The organism is Vreelandella sulfidaeris Esulfide1 (assembly GCF_054072535.1).
In genome coordinates, this window is record NZ_CM133364.1 from 2,343,956 (window position 1) to 2,365,396 (window position 21,441).

Here is a 21,441-nt window from a genome sequence, read left to right on the forward strand (position 1 = left end):
CAAACGACCATTAAGGTTATAATCACAGGCTAAGCCAAACCCACTCAGCTATTAAAGACCAAGTATTTAAACGCCAAGCCTCGGGCCTATGACTGTGAACACCCACCATCGAAGTGACAAAAGCCGAGGCACGCCTGTTCGCAAAGGCCTGCATCCGAAGAATCTACACAACCAAGGCTATGATTTCCCAGCGCTTGTGAAAAGCCACCCAGCACTAGCCCCCTATGTGAAACCGAACGCTTATGGCGACCTTTCCATCGATTTCGCAGACCCACTGGCCGTAAAAACACTCAACGCCGCGTTATTAAATAGATACTACAACATTGTCGATTGGGATATTCCAGAGGGCGCGCTTTGCCCTCCCATCCCAGGCAGAGCCGACTATATCCATTACATGGCGGACTTAGTTGGGCTCGAACGTGAACAACGCAGCATCAAGTTGCTCGATATCGGGACGGGAGCCAATGGCATCTACCCGCTACTGGCCTGCCAAATTTACGGTTGGCAGTGTGTGGGTAGCGACATTAACGCTCAGTCGCTTGAGAACGTGGCCACGATTATTACCAACAACCCCACGCTCAAAGATCGCTTCACGCTGCGAACACAGCACGACAAAAACCATATTTTTGAAGGGATCATTCAACCTGGGGAGTTCTTTGACGTTAGCGTATGCAACCCACCCTTTCACGCCTCGCTCGATGAAGCCCTGAAAGGCAGTCAGCGTAAACTCAATAACCTTGCGCATAGTCGCGGTGAACAGAAAGCAACAACCCAATCGCCTACGCTTAATTTTGGCGGTCTGGGAGTAGAGCTCTGGTGTAAGGGCGGCGAACAGCTGTTTCTGAAGAAGCTAATCAGAGAAAGCCAGGTATATTCAACTCAATGCCGCTGGTTTAGCAGCCTGGTTTCAAAAGCCGACAATGTTAAGCCTGCAAAGAAGCTGATTCGTAAGCTTGGAGCAGTAGAGATAAGGGAAATAGAGATGAAGCAGGGGAATAAGGTGACGAGGGTACTGGCTTGGAAATTCATGTAAGCCGCTCCCAAGGTAGCGCATGATTATGTGAAAGCTGCTGTGGTATCACTTCGCTATAAGCGGATGGAAAACCGTCAAGTCTAGCTTATGCTCGACCAGTTAGTACGATGCATGTTCAACGGTGCCTGAATGAAGCTGATCTTGGTAGTTGATCACCACCATGGCATTTACCGGTGGCTTTGTGGAGCGAAACGGAAACAAAGCCATCCGAGTGACGCGCTTGGTTAGCTGTTCCCAAGCATGAAAGCACGAAGCTGCCGCTCCTCCCGCATAACATAGAGGACGAGAACCCGCTGCTCATCCTCACGATAAAAAATGCGACACGGTGGAACCACTACCTCCCTATATACCGAATTAGGAAGTTCTGGAGGAATCCGTCCGGATTGGGGAAAATCCTCCAAACGCTCGGTCTTATCGAAAACTTCCTGAACCAGATGACTAGCGGCAGCAGGATTATCCAGAGCAATGTACTCGGCGATGGCATTCAACTCTTGAAGGGCGGGCTCCGTCCAGATTACTTCAGCCATTTACTCATTTTCTCCCTGGCCTCACTCTGGCTGTACGTTCTTCCCTCAAGCACAGCGCGCTCTCCCCGTGAGAGCCCCTCAAGCAGCTCAAGTCGTCGCTGCATAAATTCGTAATCCTGCACATCAACAAGATAAGCGGATGGCTGACCATGCTCCGTGATCAGTACCGGCTCTTTGGACAGGTGCAGGTCTGCCAAGATTTTTGTAGCTTGACGCTTAAGGTTTGTAACAAGCTCAACTTTCATGGGCTCACCCTGCTTCAAATTGAAAGTGATACTATAGTATCACTTTGCCGGTGAGGCAATCACAGCTAACGAGGCTTTCGAAAACCCAGTTTCGAGCTACCTCTACCGCCTGCTGCCTTCTGATCAGCGAACTTAGGGTCTCGGCTGCGGAACTGGTTATCGAGAATGTAACCATTGATCTGTCGTTCGTGTCGCAGGAAAGGGCTTTGAAAATGATATTGGTTTCACATTAACCTTACTTTATTTATAAGTCCGCCTTAGGTCACGCGGCTATGCAAAAAAATGTTTTTTTAATCTGGGGCTAAGCAGCTAGTTTGGTTGCATTGTCTTGGCATTGCTGCGCGATGCATTCGCGGGTGCCTCGCTTCGCTCGTTACCACGCGCTACAAAATGTGGCTACGCAAGTAATGGTGCCCAGTCTTCTCGCGTGTACTAAATCTTCTTGCTTCATAACTCTCAGCTTACCGCTAGCCTTCCTCCGCAAATCCGATTAGCCTGCTAATTCACTATTAAGGGTTTGGCATGCAAGAGACGACTCTTCGGCAGCGCTTGGCGGGCGTGCTGATTTTGCTTGGTTTGATCGCACAAATTATTGGGTTTACCGGCTGGTTGAGCACCGCGCATGCGGTGAGCTATTTGCTGTGGGCGGCGGTTGTGCTGCTGTGGCGGGATATTCCAAAGCGCTCGCGCGTTCAAGCGGGCGTATTGATTGCGCTGGGCGCGGGCATGCTGCTGGTGGCCCGGTTTATTTACGGCGCTGAGGTGGATTGGCCCGCGATGTTGCAGGGCAATTCGTTTGTGGCGGCCATGCTGGTGGGCGTTAGCTTTATTTCGCTAATTGGCAAGCAAGGCAATAAGGGCGCAACGGGAACCCGAGTCACTGGGGCTGGCGGTGTACTGCGCACTTGGCTGGGCGTTCACTTTCTGGGTACGATCTTGAATCTCTCCACCGTGTTTATGGTGGGCGATAAGTTGGCCCGGCGCGGGCCATTGACAACGCCGCAGCTGTTGGCGCTTAACCGCGGGCTTTCCAGCGCAGCGCTCTGGTCGCCGTTTTTCGCGTCCATGGGCGTAGTGATCGCGCTGGTGCCTGAGGTTGAATACGCGCAAATTGCCGTAGTGGGCTTTCCCATCGCGATGCTGTCGGGGCTGTTAACCACGCTGGAGTTACGTCGCCGGTTTGATCTTAGCGAGGTGGATGGTTACTCGCTGGCGCCGCGCAGCCTGTTGATGCCCGTGGCGATGGCAGCGTTAGTGATGTTGTTTCACTTCGTGCTGACCCCTGCCCTTACCATTGTCAGCATTATTACCTTTCTGCTGCCAAGCGTAGCAGTGCTGAGCAACCTACCCCATGGGCCTCGCTTTACACTGCGGCGTGTTCATCAACACTCCACCACGCGACTTCCCGCCATGCGTGGGGAGATTTCGCTGTTTTTAGCGGCGGGTCTTTTGACGATTGGCCTTTCAACATTGGTAACAGCCGCGGCAGGCAGCGACTGGACGCTGTTCACCCGATTTGGCACACCCCAAGCGATGATTAGCTTTGTCGCGATTACCTTGAGCGCCCTAGCGGGCCTGCACCCCATTATCGGTATATCGGTGTTGGCCTCAATACTTAACTTACAGAGCGGTGAACAGACCGTGTTTGCGTTTGTGGCGTTAAGCTCTTGGGCAGTAGGCACTAGTGTGGGTCCGCTTTCGGGGATCAACCTTTCCCTGCAGGGGCGCTACGGGGTAAGCGGTTATCGCATGATGAAAAATAACCTGCTGTATGCGGCGATGATGAGCCTGCTTTCGCTGGGGGCGATCGCAGGCGTCAGTTTACTAATGTCCTAGTGAATCAGGTCTCAATGATTTTACTGGGGAAGCGGTAGAAGTAACGATGGCCGCACTGATGGCAGGGTTCTAAACGCGCCACGGTGGGTAGCATCACCTGGGCATCACAATGGGTACACGCCATTAAGCCCGGCGCGGCCATTTCACCTTCGCAATAGTCGGCGCGGGCGGCTTCCAGGTCGTCCTCAAAACGCTCCCGATCGACGATGCTGCGATCGGCAACTGAAAGCAGCGACTCCGCCACTCGGCGAGAAAGCCCGTCGATATCAATCCCCAGCCAGCTGGCAACCTGCTTGCCGGTATCTGCCATGTAGTAGCGCATATCTTTCAGGTCGCGCTCAACCCAGGCGCGTAGCAGGGCTAGTTCGTCCTTGGTGTACTCTTCAAGCTCCGACTCAAATTCGACCGCGTCGTCCAAATCCTTCTGCAAGTTTTCCCAGGTTAGCTCGTTGGCGCCCCCCTGCATCCGCTCTAGCAAGCGTTCGTAGCCTTCGCGTAGGCGATTATCATTTTGCTGTTCACTCATCGTGCCTCTCCTTTTGTCGACGCGTACAGTTACCTATCATCGGCTTACCGTTCAAGGATACACCCGCATAGGATACAATCGACCTCACTTATCTGACAGATGTCATCTCACATTCACTTTGCGCCCCTTTTGGGCGAATACGCCAAGGCATTAATAAACCGATGGACGCACACTACAGCCCTCGTGATATCGAACGCGACGCCCAGCAGTACTGGGACAAACATCAGTGCTTTAAAGCCGTAGAGGACGCGAACCGCGAGAAGTATTACTGCCTCTCCATGTTCCCCTACCCCAGCGGTAAGCTACATATGGGCCATGTGCGTAATTATACTATCGGGGACGTGGTGTCGCGTTATCAACGTATGCAGGGCAAAAATGTCATGCAGCCCATGGGCTGGGATGCCTTTGGTATGCCCGCTGAAAACGCCGCTATTCAGAACCAGGTGCCGCCCGCCAAGTGGACCTATCAAAACATCGACTACATGCGTAATCAGTTGAAGGCGCTGGGCTTTGCCTACGACTGGAGCCGCGAGTTCGCCACCTGTGATACCAGCTACTACCGCTGGGAGCAGTGGTTCTTCACCAAGCTGGTCGAGAAAGGCTTGGTGTATAAGAAGATGTCGACGGTCAACTGGGACCCGGTGGACCAAACCGTTCTCGCCAATGAGCAGGTTATCGAAGGCCGCGGCTGGCGTTCCGGTGCGTTGGTTGAGCGCAAAGAGATCCCACTGTGGTTCTTGAAGATTACCGATTACGCCGATGAACTGCTGGCTGATTTGGATAAAGTGGAGTGGCCGGAACAGGTCAAAACCATGCAGCGCAACTGGATTGGCAAATCCCGCGGCGTTGAACTCACTTTTGATATCAAGGCAAAAGACGGCAGTGTCTGCGACCCGTTAGCAGTTTATACCACTCGCCCGGATACACTGCTAGGCGTGACCTATGTCGCGGTTGCCGCAGGCCACCCGCTGGCCAAGCAGGCGGCTGAGCAGAACAGCGAGCTGGCGGCCTTTTGCGATGAGTGCGCCAAAGGCGGCACCTCTGAAGCAGAGATGGCCACCAAAGAGAAAAAAGGCATGCTCACCGGCCATAGGGCGGTTCACCCGCTGACGGGCGATGAAGTGCCGGTTTACGTGGCAAATTTCGTGCTCATGGAGTTTGGTACCGGTGCCGTCATGGCGGTACCCGGCCACGACCAGCGCGACTGGGAGTTCGCCACCAAGTACGACATCGCGATCAAACCGGTCATCGCCGATGAAAGCGGCCAACCCGCCGACGTTTCTGAAGCGGCTTATGCCGAATACGGCACGGTAGTGAATTCCGGTGAATTTGATGGCTTAGGTTTTGAACAAGCCTTTGATGCCATCGCCGCCAAACTGGCTGAACTTGGTCGTGGCGAAGTCAAAACCAACTACCGCCTACGTGACTGGGGTGTTGCCCGCCAGCGCTATTGGGGCGCACCGATTCCGGTCAAATACGGCCCGGAAGGTCAAACCGTACCGCTGACCGATGACGAGTTGCCGGTCTCACTACCGATGGAAGTCACCGTCGATGCCTCGGGCTCGCCGCTGAAAAAGATGCCGGCGTTCTCTGATCTGGGCGATGGCTGGACCCGTGAAACGGACACCTTCGACACCTTTATGGAGTCGTCCTGGTATTACGCGCGCTTCTGCTGTGCCGATAATACTGACGCCATGCTGGACGAGCGCGCCAACTACTGGCTGCCGGTGGATCTTTATATTGGCGGTATCGAGCACGCCATTCTGCACCTGCTTTACGCCCGCTTCTTCCACAAGCTGATGCGCGACTTTGGCTTGGTGGATTCCGACGAGCCCTTCCAGCAGTTACTGACCCAAGGCATGGTCATCGCGGAAACCTTCTACCGCCCTACCGATAACGGCGGCAAGCAGTGGTTCAACCCTGCCGATGCGGAAGTGAAGCGCGACGAGAAGGGTCGCCCGCTCAGCGCCATTCTGATGAGTGACGGCGAGCCGGTCGAGATGGGCGGCATCGAGAAGATGTCCAAGTCGAAAAACAACGGCGTTGACCCGCAGTCGATGATCGACAAGTTCGGTGCCGATACCGTGCGCCTGTTTATGATGTTCGCCGCACCGCCCGAACAGTCATTAGAGTGGTCCGACTCCGGCGTTGAAGGTGCCCACCGCTTCTTGAAGCGCCTGTGGCGTCAGGTGAATGAGCACTTGGCAACGGGCACGCCCGGCACGCTGGACGTCAATGCACTCAACGACGATCAAAAGGCACTACGCCGCAAAACCCATGAGACCATTAAGAAAGCCAGCGATGACATCGGTCGTCGTACTACCTTTAATACGGCGATTGCCGCGGTAATGGAGCTCTCTAACGCTATCGGTAAGTTCGACGATAGCTCTGAACGTGGTTTGGCAGTGAGCCGCGAGGCGCTGGAAGCCTGCGTACTGTTGCTCTCACCGATTACACCGCACCTGTGCCATAGCCTCTGGGAAGCGCTTGGTCACTCTGGCCCTGCCATCGAAGCGACCTGGCCGGTGGTGGATGAATCCGCCCTTACCCGCGATAGCATCGAGCTGGTGGTACAAGTTAACGGTAAACTGCGCGCACGCCTTGAGGTATCCGCAAACGCTGATAAGGCAGCAATCGAAAAGCTCGCCATGGAACACGAAAATGTTCAGCGCTATATTGAAGGTAACACCGTACGTAAAGTGATCGTGGTACCCGGCAAATTGGTCAACATCGTGGTGAGCGGATGAATCGACGCACATTTCTAACCGCTAGCATTGCCGCCTCGTCGGCAATGTTGCTCAGCGCCTGTGGGTTTCAACTGCGCGGCAGTAGACCACTGCCGTCGATGCCTGCACTTACCTTAGAAGGCGATACCAATAGCGCGGTTGCTCTGCAGGTTGCTTCACGTCTTCAACAGTTAGGCACCGAGGTAACAGCGGGCGCACCATGGCGCGTAACGTTGGGCACGCCGGTGTTAACCGAACGGCGTTTGGGCGGTGATGGCAGGGCAAGCCGCGAGCACGAACTAACGCTTAGTATAAGGTTCTCGGTACAGGAACGGGCAAACAATGCCTATCACATCAATAACGAAGCGCTTTCAACAAGCACGCGGATTCGCGTTAGCGAAGATGATCTACTCAACCGCGAAACATTGATGAGGGAAGCCGAACAGACACTTACTCAGCAACTGTCTCAGCAAATCATTGATCGCCTTGCGTACGTTGAGGGCATGCAGTGAAGGTATTTGCTGATCAGCTACCCGCTGCGTTAGCAAAAAAGCTTCCACGCGTGGTGATTGTGGCGGGCGACGAACCTTTACAGCATCGCGATGCCTGCGATGCCGTGAGAGCCGCTGCCCGCCAAGCAGGTGTTGAAGAACGCGAGGTGCTGGATGTAGAGCCCAACTTTGCTTGGGGTCGCTTGATGGAAATGTCCAGCAACCTTTCCTTATTTGCGACTAGCAAGCTGCTGGAATTGCGACTAGGCAATCACAAGCTAGGCCAGGAAGGCAGCAAAGCGTTAGCGCAGTACGCTGAAACCCTGGATAACAGCGAAGACGTTTTGCTTATCAGTATGGGCAAGCTAGATGCCAAACAGCAAAAGAGCGCTTGGTTCAAAACATTGGATAAGCACGGGCTGTTCGTTCCGGTGTGGCCAGTGGATATCTCCCGCTTGGGTTATTGGCTGCGAGACCGCGCCACACTACACGGCTTACAAATTGATTTGGATGCGGCCCGCCTGTTGGGTGAGCGCACCGAAGGCAATCTTCTGGCTGCCGATCAGGAGTTGCAAAAGCTGGCGTTAATTCATCCTCAAGGCACACGTTTGAATGTCGACGGCATCGCCCAGGGAGTAGAGGACAGCACACGCTTTGATGTTTTCAATCTGGCCGATGCCTGCTTGAAAGGCGAAACCAGCCGCGCCTCACGCATAGTGAATGGGTTACGCAGCGAAGGCGTCGAGGCGCCCATTGTGCTGTGGGCGCTAAGCCGAGAGCTGCGCACCCTGCTCTCGCTTCATCAACACCTTGATCAGGGGCAAAGCTTTGAACACGCCTGCAAGAGCCAAAAACCGATGATTTTTGACAAGCGACGCCCGGCCTATCAAAAAGCAATTGGCCGCTTGCCAATGAAGCGTCTACATAAATTACTGTTAATGGCACAGCGGCTTGATTTAGCCGTTAAAGGGGCGGCGCCAGTGCCGCTATGGCCCGGCCTGCATGATTTGGCGATGACCATGGCCGGAGGCCGTGGGTTACTTTCGGAGTCCGCGTGGACCTATCGTATTAGTGCTAACAATTAGCGCATTAGTGCAAATAATTAGCACTTTGCACATTAGACTTAAAAAACAACCCATTTGTTTCTATACTCCAGATTCATGCCAGTATTGTGCGTGTAACTATAGATCAAGCCAAAAACGCTTGTCTTACCTCGACTAGTCTATAAGGAAGAAGACGATGAAAACATTGCGTGCCTACCTCTCTACCCTGCTGATTGCGGCGCTCGTGATTACCAGTTTGCCCGTTGCAGCGGCTCCCGCTGCGCCTCAGTCAATGGATTTAGTCTCTACCCAATCTGTTTTGTCAGCTGATCGTGCCGGCGCTGACCGTGAGCGCATTAACGAGATACTGGCCCGCGCCGATGTGCAGGATCAACTGCTAAAACAGGGTGTTGACCTGGACGAAGTCGAGGCCCGCGTTGCGGCGTTGAGCGATGCAGAAGCACAGCAAATGGCCGAGCAACTTGAACAGCTGCCTGCCGGTGCTGGCGTTGTCGGTGCGTTGTTCGCCGTTTTCATTATTTTGCTGGTAACCGATATCCTCGGCCTGACCGACGTTTATCCGTTTACTCGCTAATATAGGCTGCTCATGACCTATCTGTTTGCTAACGCCCGCTTTGCGGGCGTTTTTATTATGCTGCTACTGCTTAGCGGCTGCGCACGCAATCCGGTACTGCTACAAAGTAGCTACCAAACACTACCTCCCCAGGCAGAAATAAACAGCGTGCCTTTCTATGCACAAACGGAGTTTCAGTGCGGTCCTGCTACGCTTGCGATGGTTCTTAATCATCAGGATGTCGAGACAGACATTGAGCAACTGATCCCACAAGTATTCTTGCCTGAGCGCGATGGCAGCGTACAGCCAGAAATGCTTGCGACGGTGCGACGTTATGATCAACTCGCTTACCCCATTCGCGGAACCATGGATACCCTATTAGGCCACTTAGCAGCGGGTGACCCAGTGGTAGTGATGCAGAATTTATCGCTGCCGATTTACCCTATGTGGCACTACGCCGTCGCCATTGGCTACGACCTGCCCAATGAGACATTAATTCTACGCAGTGGCGAAATTGAGCGTCATACGATGCCGTTTAGCCGCTTCGATGCGACCTGGGCCCGCACGGAGCGGTGGGGTTTTGTGGTGGCCGAACCGGGCACTCTACCCCTGGGTATAACCGCCCGTAACGCATTGGAAGCGATTAGCGCCTACGAGGAAACCCATGGGCCGAAAGCAGCGCTTTCAAGCTGGCAAGCGTTTGTAGCGCGCTACCCAGCCAATGCAATGGGGCAATTCGCATTAGGCAACGCGCTTTATGCCAACCAACAGCCCGACGAGGCTCGTAATGCCTTTAAGCGGGCAACAGAACTAGATGAGACGATGGGTGCGGCATGGTTAAATCTAGGGCTTATACTGCTTCAGCAAGATGCACCTGATGCCGCACGAGAGGCTTTGGCACAAGCTGCCTCGCTTGAAGGAGCTTGGCAGGATAAAGCACGCTTAGCCCTAGAAGGGATAGATAAGCATTAGAAATCAGTAATTTAAAATATACATTAATAATAACGAGCAAAAGTATGGTCCTGTAATTAGTAAAGTTGTCGGATGGCATACATTGCAAGTGAGTGCTTAAGTTGCATAAGGATAATATCTTCAAGCTGTTCGTTGGACTACCTGACCATTACCGGGAGAGGTGTCATGCAGAACTGCCTTTTGCTATGGAAGCACTCATATGATGATCATCTTTATTCACCAGATGTATCTACGTGTCCACAGGAATTAGTAGCGAGGGGCACTATCCCCTTCATCTCGCTGATTAAATTGTGATGATACATCGCCCTCTCCGCCAGTCCCGAGGACGTTTAGCGATCATTTTTGCCATCATCCTCTGTTTGATGTCGGCAGTTATGGGCAGCTACGTTTACAGCGCTTGCCAAAAAGCCAGTGCCGACTACACCAAACTGGTGAGTGACATTATATTGGCTCAGCAAGCAACGCCACAGCTGCGAACCGCACTGGAAGAAGCAAGCCACCAACCTAGCAACGAGCCTATTGAATATATTGATTACTTTGTTTCAGTGTCTAAACAGCATCTCAATAACATACAAACAACTATTGAACGCCATCGTTATCTCACCTCAAATGTCCAATACCTTACTCATCATTTCATTGAGCTTGATAGCCGCCTATCGATATTAAATCAGCAGGCCCTAGAGGCGCAGCAACGCCCAGAGCTTATTGAGCCGTTGCTGCGTGATGCTATGGAGATCAGTGGTTCCCAGGCGTGGTTTTATAACCAGCTGCTTGAAGAAATCCACGCTATTTCCCTACAACAACGCTTGGTAATGCAGCGGCTCTCTATCGCCGTTAGTGTGCTCCTGGTATTAATGGTTAGCGCAGCTATTACGCTATGCTTGGCGGTTATTCATCTTCACCGTCAGCGCAACTTAATGTATCAGCTGATGCTAACGGATGAATTAACGGGGTTATATAACCGGCGCCATTTGGTGGAAGTAGCATTCGCAGCGCTGACCCAAGCGCAGCGGGATAAAGCACCGCTGAGCCTGCTATTGCTCGACCTTGATCACTTCAAGCAAATCAACGACAAATATGGGCACCCTAGCGGCGATGAGGTGCTACGCCAAGTCAGTATAAAACTACGTCAGCTAAGTCGCCCATCCGATACATTAGCGAGAATTGGCGGAGAAGAATTTTGTTTACTGATGCCGAATACTTCCACCCATGATGCGCTCCAGGTGGCGGATCGGCTGCGCCGAGAGATAGAGGCAAATAAACTAAGCGACCTAGATCCGCACGACAACCCGACCATCAGCATTGGAGTGACGACGGGTAATGGAGGTACGCTTACGTTTGAACAACTGTATTCCTTTGCCGATAAAGCGCTTTATCAAGCCAAAGCGCTGGGGCGCAACCGGGTAGAAAGCCTGTTACCCCCCCTCACTTCCTCATCAGAGAACACCGATAAAGCATATATACAATCACTCATTAGCTAAGCCGGTGTCTATTTTATTGTTCTCGAATGAAAGCCAATGTCAAAAAACACGGTTTAAACCATTTTGTGCAGCCACTCGGTACGCCTCAGCCATGGTGGGGTAATTGAAGGTGGTGTTTACAAAGTAATTAAGTGTATTAGCTTCGCCTTTCTGCTGCATGATAGCTTGGCCGATATGCAAAATCTCAGACGCTTGGTCGCCAAAACAGTGAATGCCCAGTATTTCTAGGGTGTCCTGGTGGAAAAGGATTTTAAGCATGCCGACGGTATCACCGGTTATCTGCGCCCGGGCGGTATCTTTGAAAAAGGCTTTGCCTACTTCATAAGGTACTTTTGCTTCCGTCAGTTCACGCTCATTTGGGCCGAAGGAGCTGATCTCAGGGATCGTATAAATTCCTGTGGGCACATCGCTGACAAATCGGTACTCTTTTTCGAGTAGCTCATTACACGAGTTCAAGCCTTGATCGTAAGCTGCGCTTGCCAAACTCGGCCAGCCGATAACATCGCCTGCCGCATAGACATGGGGCACTTCGGTACGGTAATGCTCATCAACGCTTAGCTGGCCCCGACCATTTGCCTTCAAGCCAATGTTTTCGAGCCCCAGGCTGTCAGTATTGCCCGTGCGCCCGTTGGCCCACAGAAAGGCGTCAGCGCGAATTTTCTTGCCTGATTTTAGACGCACGACAACGCCTGATTCATCCCCCTCGACACTTTCATACTCTTCGTTATGACGAACCAACACACCGTGCTTGCGCAGGTGGTACGAGAGCGCATCGCTAATCTCGTCGTCCAAGAAGGACAGCAAACTGTCACGGTTATTAATTAGATCGACTTTGACACCTAATCCCGAGAAGATCGAAGCGTACTCACAGCCAATGACGCCAGCCCCGAAAATGACTAGGGTGCGCGGAGTGTGCGAGAGGCTTAATATCGTGTCTGAGCAATAAATGCGCGGATGTCGAAAGTTAATATCAGCCGGACGATAGGGGCGTGAACCAGTGGCAATCACAATTTTCTTAGCCACCAGTTCTTCCATGCCTTCTTGGCGGTCTCGCACCAGCAACGTATGTTCATCTTTAAAGCGAGCAACGCCATGAAATAGGTCGATGCGGTTACGAGCATAAAACGTCGTACGCATCTCTACCTGCTTGTCGATAGTGCCGCGTGAACGCTCCATCACTTTAGGAAAAGAAAACCAGCGTGGCTCACCAATATCGCGAAACATACGGTTGGTATTGAACGCCATGATCTGCTTGACCTGATGGCGTAAAGCTTTGGAAGGAATGGTACCCCAGTGGGTACAGTTGCCACCTACCTGAGCCTGCTTTTCAATAATGGCCACTCGCTTGCCATGCTTTGCAGCGTTAATGGCGGCACTTTCACCCGCAGGGCCCGTACCGATCACCACGACATCGTAATTGTGAACCGCCATACTCTCTGCATCTCCTTCCTAATATAGTTAAACAGTTTATGCTTAAACCATTATGGCTAAACCAATCCCCACCATGTCTTTCCAGCCAAGCACTTGCATGATTTCATAAACGTCAGAAGGCGCAGTTCAACCGAACATGCGCCTTCGTAGTTATGAATGTGGCGTGTTAGCGACGAGTGGCATCGTAGCCTAAATCGGCACCGCGGCTTTCATCACTGCGTCGACGAACGCTGCCGCGCTTACGGTTCTCTTCTTCGCAAACCTCATCTTTACCGCCGCAAATATCACAGCCGTCTTTCATGCCTATTTGGTTCAAACCGCCACACGAACCAGCAATAGGTTTACGGCCCATTATCACACCCACGGCCATTACGCCCATAATGAGTGCCATAAAACCGAATACCAGTAGCCAAATCGCCATATCAACCTCCCAGCAATACACTGTTTAGCGTTACTCTCTTTATCTTACCTTCAGACAACTCTATGCCTACAACATTCAGTCCGATACGTGCCGCACGATTTCCTTACTTAAGCTATTGTAACCCATGACGATACTCTTATCAGCGCTACAGATAGGTCATTAATGAGGCCTATTGCACAACGCTCCTTCAAACATGCTTATAAACAAACAGGGCTGACCCAAAGGCCAGCCCTGCTGATAGACGATCGATACAAAGCCGATTGTTTATCCGCCGAAATCATCCAACAGGATATTTTCCGGCTCAACCCCCATATCAAGCAACAGCTTGATAACTGAGGCGTTCATCATAGGCGGCCCACACATGTAGTACTCACAATCTTCAGGCGCCGGATGGTCCTTAAGATAGTTTTCGTACAGCACGTTATGGATAAAGCCTGTCGGCCCTTCCCAGTTATCTTCAGGCTGAGGATCAGAAAGCGCCAAGTGCCACTCAAAGTTGGGGAACTCTTCGGCTAACTGGTCGTACTCTTCGTTATAGAACGTTTCACGCCAAGAACGTGCACCGTACCAGAAGGTGATTTTGCGATCAGACTTCAAGCGCTTCAACTGATCGAAGATATGGCTACGCATCGGCGCCATACCTGCACCACCACCGATAAAGATCATTTCAGCGTCAGTATCACGGGCAAAGAACTCACCGAACGGGCCCATAACCGTCACCTTATCGCCTTCTTTCAAGCTAAAGACGTAAGTCGACATCAAGCCTGGCGGATGGTCAGTGCCAGGAGGCGGCGTCGCGATACGGATATTGAACTTGAGAATACCCTTTTCATCGGGGTAGTTCGCCATAGAGTAAGCACGAATCACTTCCTCATTGTTCTTGTGGGAAATTTTGAACATATCGAATTTTTCCCAATCACCCCGGTACTCCTCTTCAATATCGAAGTCTGAGAACTTGACATCGTAAGGGGGTGCTACAAGCTGCACATAGCCACCGGCACGGAAGGCAACTTCTTCGCCTTCAGGCAGTTTCAGGTTCAGCTCTTTGATGAAGGTGGCAACATTGGGATTAGCAATCACCTCACATTCCCACTTCTTCACCCCGAACACTTCTTCAGGCACTTCTACTTTCATGTCCTGCTTCACAGGTACCTGACAAGAGAGGCGCCAACCCTCTTTCTTCTCACGCATGGTGAAGTGCGACTCTTCCGTTGGCAGGATTGAGCCACCACCCTCTTCTACCCGGCACTTACACTGGGCACAAGAACCACCGCCACCACATGCGGAGGAGAGGAAAATACCGTTAGCAGCAAGCGTATTTAGCAGCTTACCGCCAGCCTGGGTCTTCAAAGTATGTTCGGGGTCGTTGTTGACCTCAATGGTCACATCCCCGCTACTCACAAGCTTACTGCGCGCTGCCAGAATGATCGCCGTTAAGCTAATAACGATGACCGTGAACATGACAACACCGAGCAAGATGACTGCTGTATCAACCATGTCGGTTTCCTATTGCTGAAGGTTTCCTGTTACCCAGCGCTGCGTTTAGCAGCGCTGGGAAAAACCGGCTCCGATTAAAGCTGAATGCCTGAGAAGGACATAAAGCCCAACGACATTAGCCCCACGGTGATGAAAGTAATGCCCAGTCCTTGAAGGCCAGCTGGCACATCGCTGTACTTCAGCCTTTCACGAATACCTGCCAGCGCGGCAATTGCCAGCGCCCAGCCGGTACCCGCACCAAAGCCATAGACAACGGCCTCACCGAAGTTATAGCTACGCTCTACCATGAACAGTACGCCACCCAGGATGGCGCAGTTAACGGTAATAAGCGGCAGGAATACCCCCAGCGCGTTATAGAGCGACGGCACATACTTATCAAGGAACATCTCCATGATTTGTACCAGCGCCGCAATAACGCCAATGTATGAGAGCAGGCCAAGGAAAGACAGATCTATATTTTCAGCACCACTAATACCGGTCCAGGTCAGTGCACCTTCCTGAAGCAAGTAGGTGAATACCAAGTTATTTACCGGCACGGTAACGGTTAATACAACGATAACCGCAATACCCAAACCTATCGCTGACGATACTTTTTTGGACACTGCCAAGAAAGTACACATCCCCAAAAAGAAGGCCAGTGCCATGTTTTCAACAAATACCGAGGCAACAAAAAGACTCAGATAATGTTCCATGTTACACGGCCTCCTTGGGCTGGGTATTTTCCTTCATTTTGAACTCATTATCTTCAACCTGCTCAGGGTTAACGGAACGTAGCACCCAGATGAGCAGACCAATAATGAAGAACGCAGAAGGTGGCAGTAACAGCAAGCCGTTGGGGACGTACCAACCACCATCTTGAATGGGCTGAAGGATAGTAAAACCAAACACGCTACCTGAGCCAAGCAATTCACGTACGAAACCGACCACCATGAGAACGAAGCCATAGCCTAAGCCATTGCCGACACCATCCAAAAACGACATGCCAGGCGTGTTAGACATCGCAAAGCCTTCTGCACGTCCCATAACGATACAGTTGGTAATGATCAAACCCACAAATACGGAAAGCTGTTTAGACATTTCGTATGCGTACGCTTTCAGAATCTGATCTACCACGATAACCAGTGAGGCAATAATGGTCATCTGTACGATGATACGAATCGAAGAAGGAATGTGATTTCTGATCAACGATACGAATAGATTAGAAAATGCCGTTACGAAGATAACCGCCAGTGCCATAACGAGCGATACGCTCATGCTGGTGGTTACCGCAAGCGCCGAACAGATCCCCAATATTTGCAGCGCAATGGGGTTGTTCTGGAAAATCGGCGCCGTTAAAACGCCTTTTGCATTTACGTCCGCCATGATTAGGCCCCCTCAACGTCTTCGAAGTTGGTATCGGTCTCTTCGGCGTCTTCCGGCTCAGTACCACTACGGAATCTTGCCAAATAGGGACCGAAAGCCTCTTCGCTTAACCAGAACTGCAGCATGTTGGTTACGCCGTTACTGGTTAGCGTCGCGCCAGATAGCGCATCTACTTCGTATTCGTCGCTAGCACCGCCTTTGGTCAGGTGAATCTCCGGTGAGAGGTCACCCTCTTCATCGTAAATTTTCTTCCCTTCCCACTGAGCCTGCCAGCGCGGATTGTTAACTTCAGCACCCAGACCTGGCGTTTCGCTGTGCTCATAGTAGGTGATACTGACAATAGTATTGCCATCACCTTCTACTGCCAGGAAGCCACGCATGAGTCCCCAAAGACCTTGGCCCCGAATAGGTAGCACGATCTGTTCCGGGTCATCTTCATTGCCAATCAAATACACTGTGGCATAGTTTTCAACCCGTGACAGTCCCGCAATGTCCTGATCACCCGATAATGTACGACCCGAGGCTGGGTCACTCGCAGCCTCAAAACTGTCATAAGTATCGGGATCAAACTCTTCGGAGTACTCACCGGTATCCAGATCAACGACCCGAGCGGTAATTTCCTCGTTAAATACCTCTTCAACATCCATGCCCGGCTCATACAGCTTGGCAACGTTCAAGATATTGGTTTTACGGTCGAGCTCCTGATTAAGCTGCTGCATTGGTCGCAAAGCGACTGCTGCAGTCGAGACAATGACGGAGCACACAATACACAATGCAAACGCCACAATCAGGACTTTCTTGATGGAGTTATTACCTTGTGCCATTAGGCGGTCTCCTCGGCCGGAACGCCGGTACGCTTCACGCGACGCTTGATATTGGCCTGGACGAAGAAATGGTCAATCAGCGGTGCAAACAGGTTAGCGAAGAGAATCGCCAGCATGATGCCTTCCGGGAAAGCCGGGTTTACAACGCGAATCAAGACAGTCATTACACCAATCAGCGCACCAAATAGCAGCCGCCCCTGATTGGTCATTGAGGCTGACACCGGGTCGGTCGCCATGAACACCATACCGAAGGCAAAACCACCAATGACCAAGTGCCAATACCATGGCATGGCAAACATCGGGTTGGTGTCAGAACCTACCAGGTTAAACAGTGCACTGGTCGCCACCATCCCCAGGAAGACGCCGAGCACGATTCGCCATGAAGCAATACGTGTCCACAACAGTACCGCTAAACCGATCAAGATCGCCAGGGTTGAGACTTCACCGACAGAGCCGGGAACAAAGCCAAGGAAAGCATCCCACCAACTATAGGTACTCGTCATTTCTGCCATACTTTCTTGGAAAGCAAGCGAGAGAGGAGTAGCCCCGGTATAGCCATCCGCTGCAACCCATACGGCATCGCCCGATATTTGCGCGGGGTAAGCGAAGTACAGAAAAGCACGTCCGGTCAGCGCAGGGTTCAGGAAGTTCTTACCCGTGCCACCGAAGATTTCTTTACCAATGACAACACCGAAGGTAATACCTAAAGCAACTTGCCAAAGCGGAATCGTCGCGGGCAGTATTAACGCGAACAGTACCGATGTGACGAAAAAGCCTTCATTAACTTCGTGGCCGCGCTTGATGGCAAACAGTACTTCCCAGAAACCACCCACTACAAACGTTACCAAATAGATAGGTAAGAAGTAGGTAGCCCCTAAGACAAAGTTCGCCCACAAGCTGCTGGGATCGTGCCCAGACGCCAATGTCATCAAAATTGCTTCGCGCCAACCGCCCATAGACGCGTATCCCGCGTCGATAGCCGTGTTAGCTTGCCAGCCAGCATTCCACATGCCAAAGAACATGGCCGGGAAAGTACACAACCATACCGTGATCATGATGCGTTTAAGATCAATACCATCACGCACATGAGCAGTGGTTTTAGCAACGCTCGGCGGCGTGTAAAAAATGGTATCGACCGCTTCAAATAACGGATAGAACTTTTCGTACTTTCCGCCTTTGTGGAAGTGCGGCTCGATATTTTGGAGTGTCTGTTGAATACCCATCATCAGGCCTCTTTCTCGATCATGGTGAGATTGTCACGCAGGATGGGGCCATATTCGTATTTGCCTGGGCAAACATACGTGCATAGCGCCAGATCCTCTTCGTCCAGCTCCAAACACCCAAGCTGCATGGCAACCTCAATGTCACCCACGATCAGCGAACGCAGTAGCTGAGTTGGCATAATATCCAACGGCATCACCGTTTCATAAGAACCAACGGGCACCATGGCGCGCTCTGAGCCATTGGTTGATGTGGTTGGTGCGTAGTTACGCAAGCCCTTGAATCTGGAAAGGTAAATACCCAGAACCGAATGTCGATCTGCGCCCAACGACAGCCAGCCCATTAAGATGCGCTTATTACCTTCTTCAATCAGACTAACTTGATTGTTAAAACGCCCCAGGTAGGTAAGCTTGCCTTCGGCAGTAAAGCCAGAGAACACAGAACCAGAAATCACGCGAGTGTCATCGGGTTTGATGACTTCTTCTGCCAGGAGTTCCTCTGTGCTAGCACCGACACGCGTTCGCACCAGGCGAGGATTTTCAGCACGCGGCCCCCCAATGGCGACCACACGGCTCATATCCAGCTTACCTTCTACAAAGAACTTACCGAACGCGATAACGTCCTGATAGCCGATGTGCCACACCTTTCTATGCAGTGCGACAGGAGAAAGGAAGTGGATATGAGTGCCCACTAGACCGGCAGGATGCGGCCCAGCAAAGCTTTCTGCCTTGACGCCGTCAACATCGCCACCTGGAATTGAGGCATTTTCACCCGTGCATAAGAAGACGTTGCCCTCGGTCAGGCGCGCTAACACCTTGAGGCCGTCCTCGAATGCCTGCGACTGTTCATTAATGATCAGTTCAGGATCAGGGCTAAGTGGATGGGTATCCATAGCAGTTACAAAAATATCGGCCGGGGTGCTGTCAATGGCCGGAGTACGCGAAAAGGGACGGGTACGTAGCGCCGTCCAGAGTCCCGACTCCACCAGTTGGTCAACAACGACCTGACGTTCAAGCTGCGCTAAGGCATTACGATCATGAGCAGCGAATTCAACCGCTTCCTCAGTTTCGTCGACTTTGATCACGACAGATAGTAAACGACGTTTTTCGCCACGGTTTATTGCAAGCACTTCACCGGCAGCGGGCGCTGTATAGCGCACACCATCAATTTTCTTATCGGTGAAGAGCAATTGGCCTAGTTTGACCTTATCCCCTTCCCGGACCTCCATTGTTGGCTTCATGCCAACATAGTCGGTACCCAGGATTGCCACGTGGCGCACAGGCCGCGCATCTTCAATACGCTGCTCGGGCGCTCCCGCGATGGGGAGATCCAGGCCTTTTTTGACTTCGATCATAGTCTCGCCCAGTTGTTGGATCGGATATACGAAGGTAAGGGGTTCGAATGCTTATTTTCTGCTCAGCGAATGCTTATTTTCTGCTCAGATTGTTACCAGTCCGGCCCAAGTAGCACTTGAACCACCCCGAAAAATCCATCGTATTATAAAGACAAGCGCGTCCAATGACCACATCCCTTAAGATCGCAAAAGGTGCTATATACTTTGGCTAAAAGGCTTTACAAAAATCAAAAAAGCGCCACCCGAAGGTGACGCTGCATCATAATTTAGCCTGACAGCCCGCCTACGAGCTAAGCGAGCACCATTATTTAACGCGGCAGCTTTAAAAACCGCACATTAGACATCTGCTGTAAAATTCTCACGACTTGGCAGCTATAGCCAAATTCGTTGTCGTACCACATGTAAACAACAGCATGATGACCGTTGGCGATGGTGGCTTTGGCATCAACAATACCGGCATGACGGTTACCCACGAAGTCCGACGAAACCACCTCGGCGGAGTCGACAAAGTCAATTTGCTTCTGGTAAGCAGAATCAATCGACATCCGGCGCAGGTAGTCATTTAGCGCAGCGGCATCGGTGGTTTTATCCAGGGTCAGGTTAAGAATGGCCATGGAAACATTCGGGATGGGCACACGAATCGCGTTACCGGTCAGCTTTCCCTCAAGCTCAGGCAGTGCCTTTGAGACGGCTTTAGCGGCACCCGTCTCGGTCAACACCATATTCAGAGCTGCACTACGACCACGACGATCGCCTTTATGGTAGTTATCGATAAGGTTCTGGTCATTAGTGTACGCATGCACGGTTTCCACGTGACCATTTACCACGCCATACTCATCATTCAGCACTTTCAGTACAGGCACGATAGCGTTGGTGGTACACGAAGCAGCCGACACGATAAGGTCGTCATCACCAATGGACTCATGGTTAATGCCATAGACAATATTTTTAATATCGCCTTTACCTGGGGCTGTCAGCAGCGCCTTGGCAGCACCCTTGCACTGCAGATGTTGCCCTAGGCCTGCATCATCGCGCCAAATACCGGTGTTATCGACAATCACCGCGTTATGAATACCGTACTCGGTGTAATCAATCTCGCTGGGTGAATCTGCGTAGATGACCTGAATGACATTGCCATTCACTATTAAAGAACGCGCCTCTGCATCGACCATGATAGTGCCGTCAAACGGACCATGGACGGAATCACGGCGCAGCAGGCTAGCGCGTTTCTCAAGGTCTTTTGCTACATCGCCGCGGCCACGAACGACGATAGCGCGTAAACGCAGCAGATTACCGCCACCGGCTTTCTCAACCATCACCCGCGCCAGCAAACGACCGATACGGCCAAAACCGTAGAGCACGACATCTTGCGGCTCGCCGGTACTGGCGCCAGGCTGGTAGCCGTCAATGATTTCGCCCAGCTCTTTACGCAGGAAGGCGTCAACATCGCCGCCACCCTGGCGCTTAAACATTACCCCTAACTTGCCCACATCCACGTGCGCAGGCCCAAGGTTTAGCGCAACCATACTTTTGAGAATTGGGTAAGTATCCTCAACGGAGAGTTCGGTTCCCTCCAGTTTGCGCACGAAGCGGTGATCTTTAAGAATCCGGATAACTGACCGTTTGATCAGCGAACGTCCAAACATGGTGGCAACGACATTGTTCTGACGATAGAGCTGCCCAACTAACGGGATCATTTGCTCCGCCAAGGCTTCGTTGCCCTGCCATTCTTGAAAAACGTTTTCGAGCGCTTGCTGACTCACGTGCGGCCTCATCAGGTAGTGGAAACAGGAAGTGGGAACGGGGTCGTAGACAAATCAATTGATGCTTATTATCCGGGGCAAGCGCAGTGGTCGCAATGAATGGATAGTCGCACA

General features: G+C 51.9%; 20 protein-coding genes. 8 read left to right on the forward strand and 12 right to left on the reverse strand.

What is annotated here, in order from left to right; all coding sequences use genetic code 11:
• Window positions 1-88 precede the first annotated feature (88 nt).
• Window positions 89-1,033: a 23S rRNA (adenine(1618)-N(6))-methyltransferase RlmF gene (gene rlmF / locus ACW44H_RS10975; protein WP_457504491.1), complete on the forward strand. Its 945-nt coding sequence runs from the start codon at window positions 89-91 to the stop codon at window positions 1,031-1,033.
• Window positions 1,034-1,257: 224 nt separating this feature from the next.
• Here the strand turns inward: rlmF and ACW44H_RS10980 are convergent, their stop codons facing one another.
• Complete coding sequence (locus ACW44H_RS10980) at window positions 1,258-1,560, reverse strand: type II toxin-antitoxin system RelE/ParE family toxin (protein ID WP_457504492.1); 303 nt, start codon at window positions 1,558-1,560, stop codon at window positions 1,258-1,260.
• Window positions 1,548-1,805, reverse strand: coding sequence for a type II toxin-antitoxin system Phd/YefM family antitoxin (locus tag ACW44H_RS10985; RefSeq protein WP_022990189.1), 258 nt, complete (start codon window positions 1,803-1,805; stop codon window positions 1,548-1,550). The genes ACW44H_RS10980 and ACW44H_RS10985 overlap by 13 nt, the downstream gene beginning before the upstream one ends.
• Window positions 1,806-2,327: 522 nt before the next feature.
• On the opposite strand from ACW44H_RS10985, the gene ACW44H_RS10990 reads away from it, so the two are divergent.
• A complete protein-coding gene (locus tag ACW44H_RS10990) occupies window positions 2,328-3,641 on the forward strand; it encodes a hypothetical protein (protein WP_457504494.1) in 1,314 nt (437 codons plus the stop codon).
• Window positions 3,642-3,645: 4 nt separating this feature from the next.
• On the opposite strand, the gene ACW44H_RS10995 is transcribed toward ACW44H_RS10990, so the two are convergent.
• Window positions 3,646-4,167, reverse strand: coding sequence for a zinc ribbon-containing protein (locus ACW44H_RS10995; protein ID WP_113269622.1), 522 nt, complete (start codon window positions 4,165-4,167; stop codon window positions 3,646-3,648).
• Between the two features lie 161 nt (window positions 4,168-4,328).
• Here ACW44H_RS10995 and leuS point away from each other — a divergent pair, with 161 nt between their 5' ends.
• The 6 genes from leuS (at window position 4,329) to ACW44H_RS11025 (ending at window position 11,454) form a co-directional block, all read left to right on the forward strand.
• Window positions 4,329-6,914, forward strand: coding sequence for a leucine--tRNA ligase (gene leuS / locus ACW44H_RS11000; protein WP_457504496.1), 2,586 nt, complete (start codon window positions 4,329-4,331; stop codon window positions 6,912-6,914).
• Entirely contained in the window at window positions 6,911-7,405 is a 495-nt protein-coding gene (locus ACW44H_RS11005) for an LPS-assembly lipoprotein LptE (RefSeq protein ID WP_457504497.1), read from the forward strand. Before leuS ends, ACW44H_RS11005 begins: the two co-directional genes overlap by 4 nt.
• Window positions 7,402-8,469, forward strand: a complete 1,068-nt coding sequence (holA, locus tag ACW44H_RS11010; protein WP_113269619.1) for a DNA polymerase III subunit delta — start codon at window positions 7,402-7,404, stop codon at window positions 8,467-8,469. The genes ACW44H_RS11005 and holA overlap by 4 nt, the downstream gene beginning before the upstream one ends.
• Window positions 8,470-8,623: 154 nt before the next feature.
• Window positions 8,624-9,022: a PA2779 family protein gene (locus ACW44H_RS11015; protein WP_113269618.1), complete on the forward strand. Its 399-nt coding sequence runs from the start codon at window positions 8,624-8,626 to the stop codon at window positions 9,020-9,022.
• Window positions 9,023-9,034: 12 nt separating this feature from the next.
• On the forward strand, window positions 9,035-9,973 hold the full coding sequence (locus ACW44H_RS11020; RefSeq protein ID WP_457504498.1) for a PA2778 family cysteine peptidase: 939 nt from the start codon (window positions 9,035-9,037) through the stop codon (window positions 9,971-9,973).
• 293 nt (window positions 9,974-10,266) lie between these two features.
• Entirely contained in the window at window positions 10,267-11,454 is a 1,188-nt protein-coding gene (locus tag ACW44H_RS11025) for a GGDEF domain-containing protein (protein ID WP_457509007.1), read from the forward strand.
• A gap of 39 nt (window positions 11,455-11,493) precedes the next feature.
• Here the strand turns inward: ACW44H_RS11025 and sthA are convergent, their stop codons facing one another.
• From sthA to ACW44H_RS11070, 9 genes are all read right to left on the reverse strand, one after another.
• Entirely contained in the window at window positions 11,494-12,885 is a 1,392-nt protein-coding gene (sthA, locus tag ACW44H_RS11030) for a Si-specific NAD(P)(+) transhydrogenase (RefSeq protein WP_113269615.1), read from the reverse strand.
• A gap of 166 nt (window positions 12,886-13,051) precedes the next feature.
• Complete coding sequence (gene nqrM, locus ACW44H_RS11035; protein ID WP_113269614.1) at window positions 13,052-13,306, reverse strand: (Na+)-NQR maturation NqrM; 255 nt, start codon at window positions 13,304-13,306, stop codon at window positions 13,052-13,054.
• 264 nt (window positions 13,307-13,570) lie between these two features.
• Window positions 13,571-14,803 carry an NADH:ubiquinone reductase (Na(+)-transporting) subunit F gene (gene nqrF, locus ACW44H_RS11040; protein ID WP_113269613.1) on the reverse strand — a complete coding sequence of 411 codons (1,233 nt, stop codon included), beginning with the start codon at window positions 14,801-14,803 and terminating at the stop codon, window positions 13,571-13,573.
• Between the two features lie 74 nt (window positions 14,804-14,877).
• Window positions 14,878-15,495, reverse strand: a complete 618-nt coding sequence (gene nqrE / locus ACW44H_RS11045; protein WP_113269612.1) for an NADH:ubiquinone reductase (Na(+)-transporting) subunit E — start codon at window positions 15,493-15,495, stop codon at window positions 14,878-14,880.
• 1 nt (window position 15,496) lies between these two features.
• Window positions 15,497-16,165 carry an NADH:ubiquinone reductase (Na(+)-transporting) subunit D gene (locus ACW44H_RS11050; protein ID WP_113269611.1) on the reverse strand — a complete coding sequence of 223 codons (669 nt, stop codon included), beginning with the start codon at window positions 16,163-16,165 and terminating at the stop codon, window positions 15,497-15,499.
• Between the two features lie 2 nt (window positions 16,166-16,167).
• On the reverse strand, window positions 16,168-16,989 hold the full coding sequence (locus ACW44H_RS11055; protein WP_457504499.1) for a Na(+)-translocating NADH-quinone reductase subunit C: 822 nt from the start codon (window positions 16,987-16,989) through the stop codon (window positions 16,168-16,170).
• Window positions 16,989-18,215 (reverse strand): NADH:ubiquinone reductase (Na(+)-transporting) subunit B, encoded by a 1,227-nt coding sequence (locus ACW44H_RS11060; RefSeq protein WP_113269609.1) that lies wholly within the window; start codon window positions 18,213-18,215, stop codon window positions 16,989-16,991. The genes ACW44H_RS11055 and ACW44H_RS11060 overlap by 1 nt, the downstream gene beginning before the upstream one ends.
• Window positions 18,215-19,564, reverse strand: a complete 1,350-nt coding sequence (locus ACW44H_RS11065; RefSeq protein ID WP_457504501.1) for a Na(+)-translocating NADH-quinone reductase subunit A — start codon at window positions 19,562-19,564, stop codon at window positions 18,215-18,217. The genes ACW44H_RS11060 and ACW44H_RS11065 overlap by 1 nt, the downstream gene beginning before the upstream one ends.
• A gap of 308 nt (window positions 19,565-19,872) precedes the next feature.
• On the reverse strand, window positions 19,873-21,327 hold the full coding sequence (locus ACW44H_RS11070; protein WP_457504503.1) for a glyceraldehyde-3-phosphate dehydrogenase: 1,455 nt from the start codon (window positions 21,325-21,327) through the stop codon (window positions 19,873-19,875).
• Window positions 21,328-21,441: the final 114 nt, after the last annotated feature.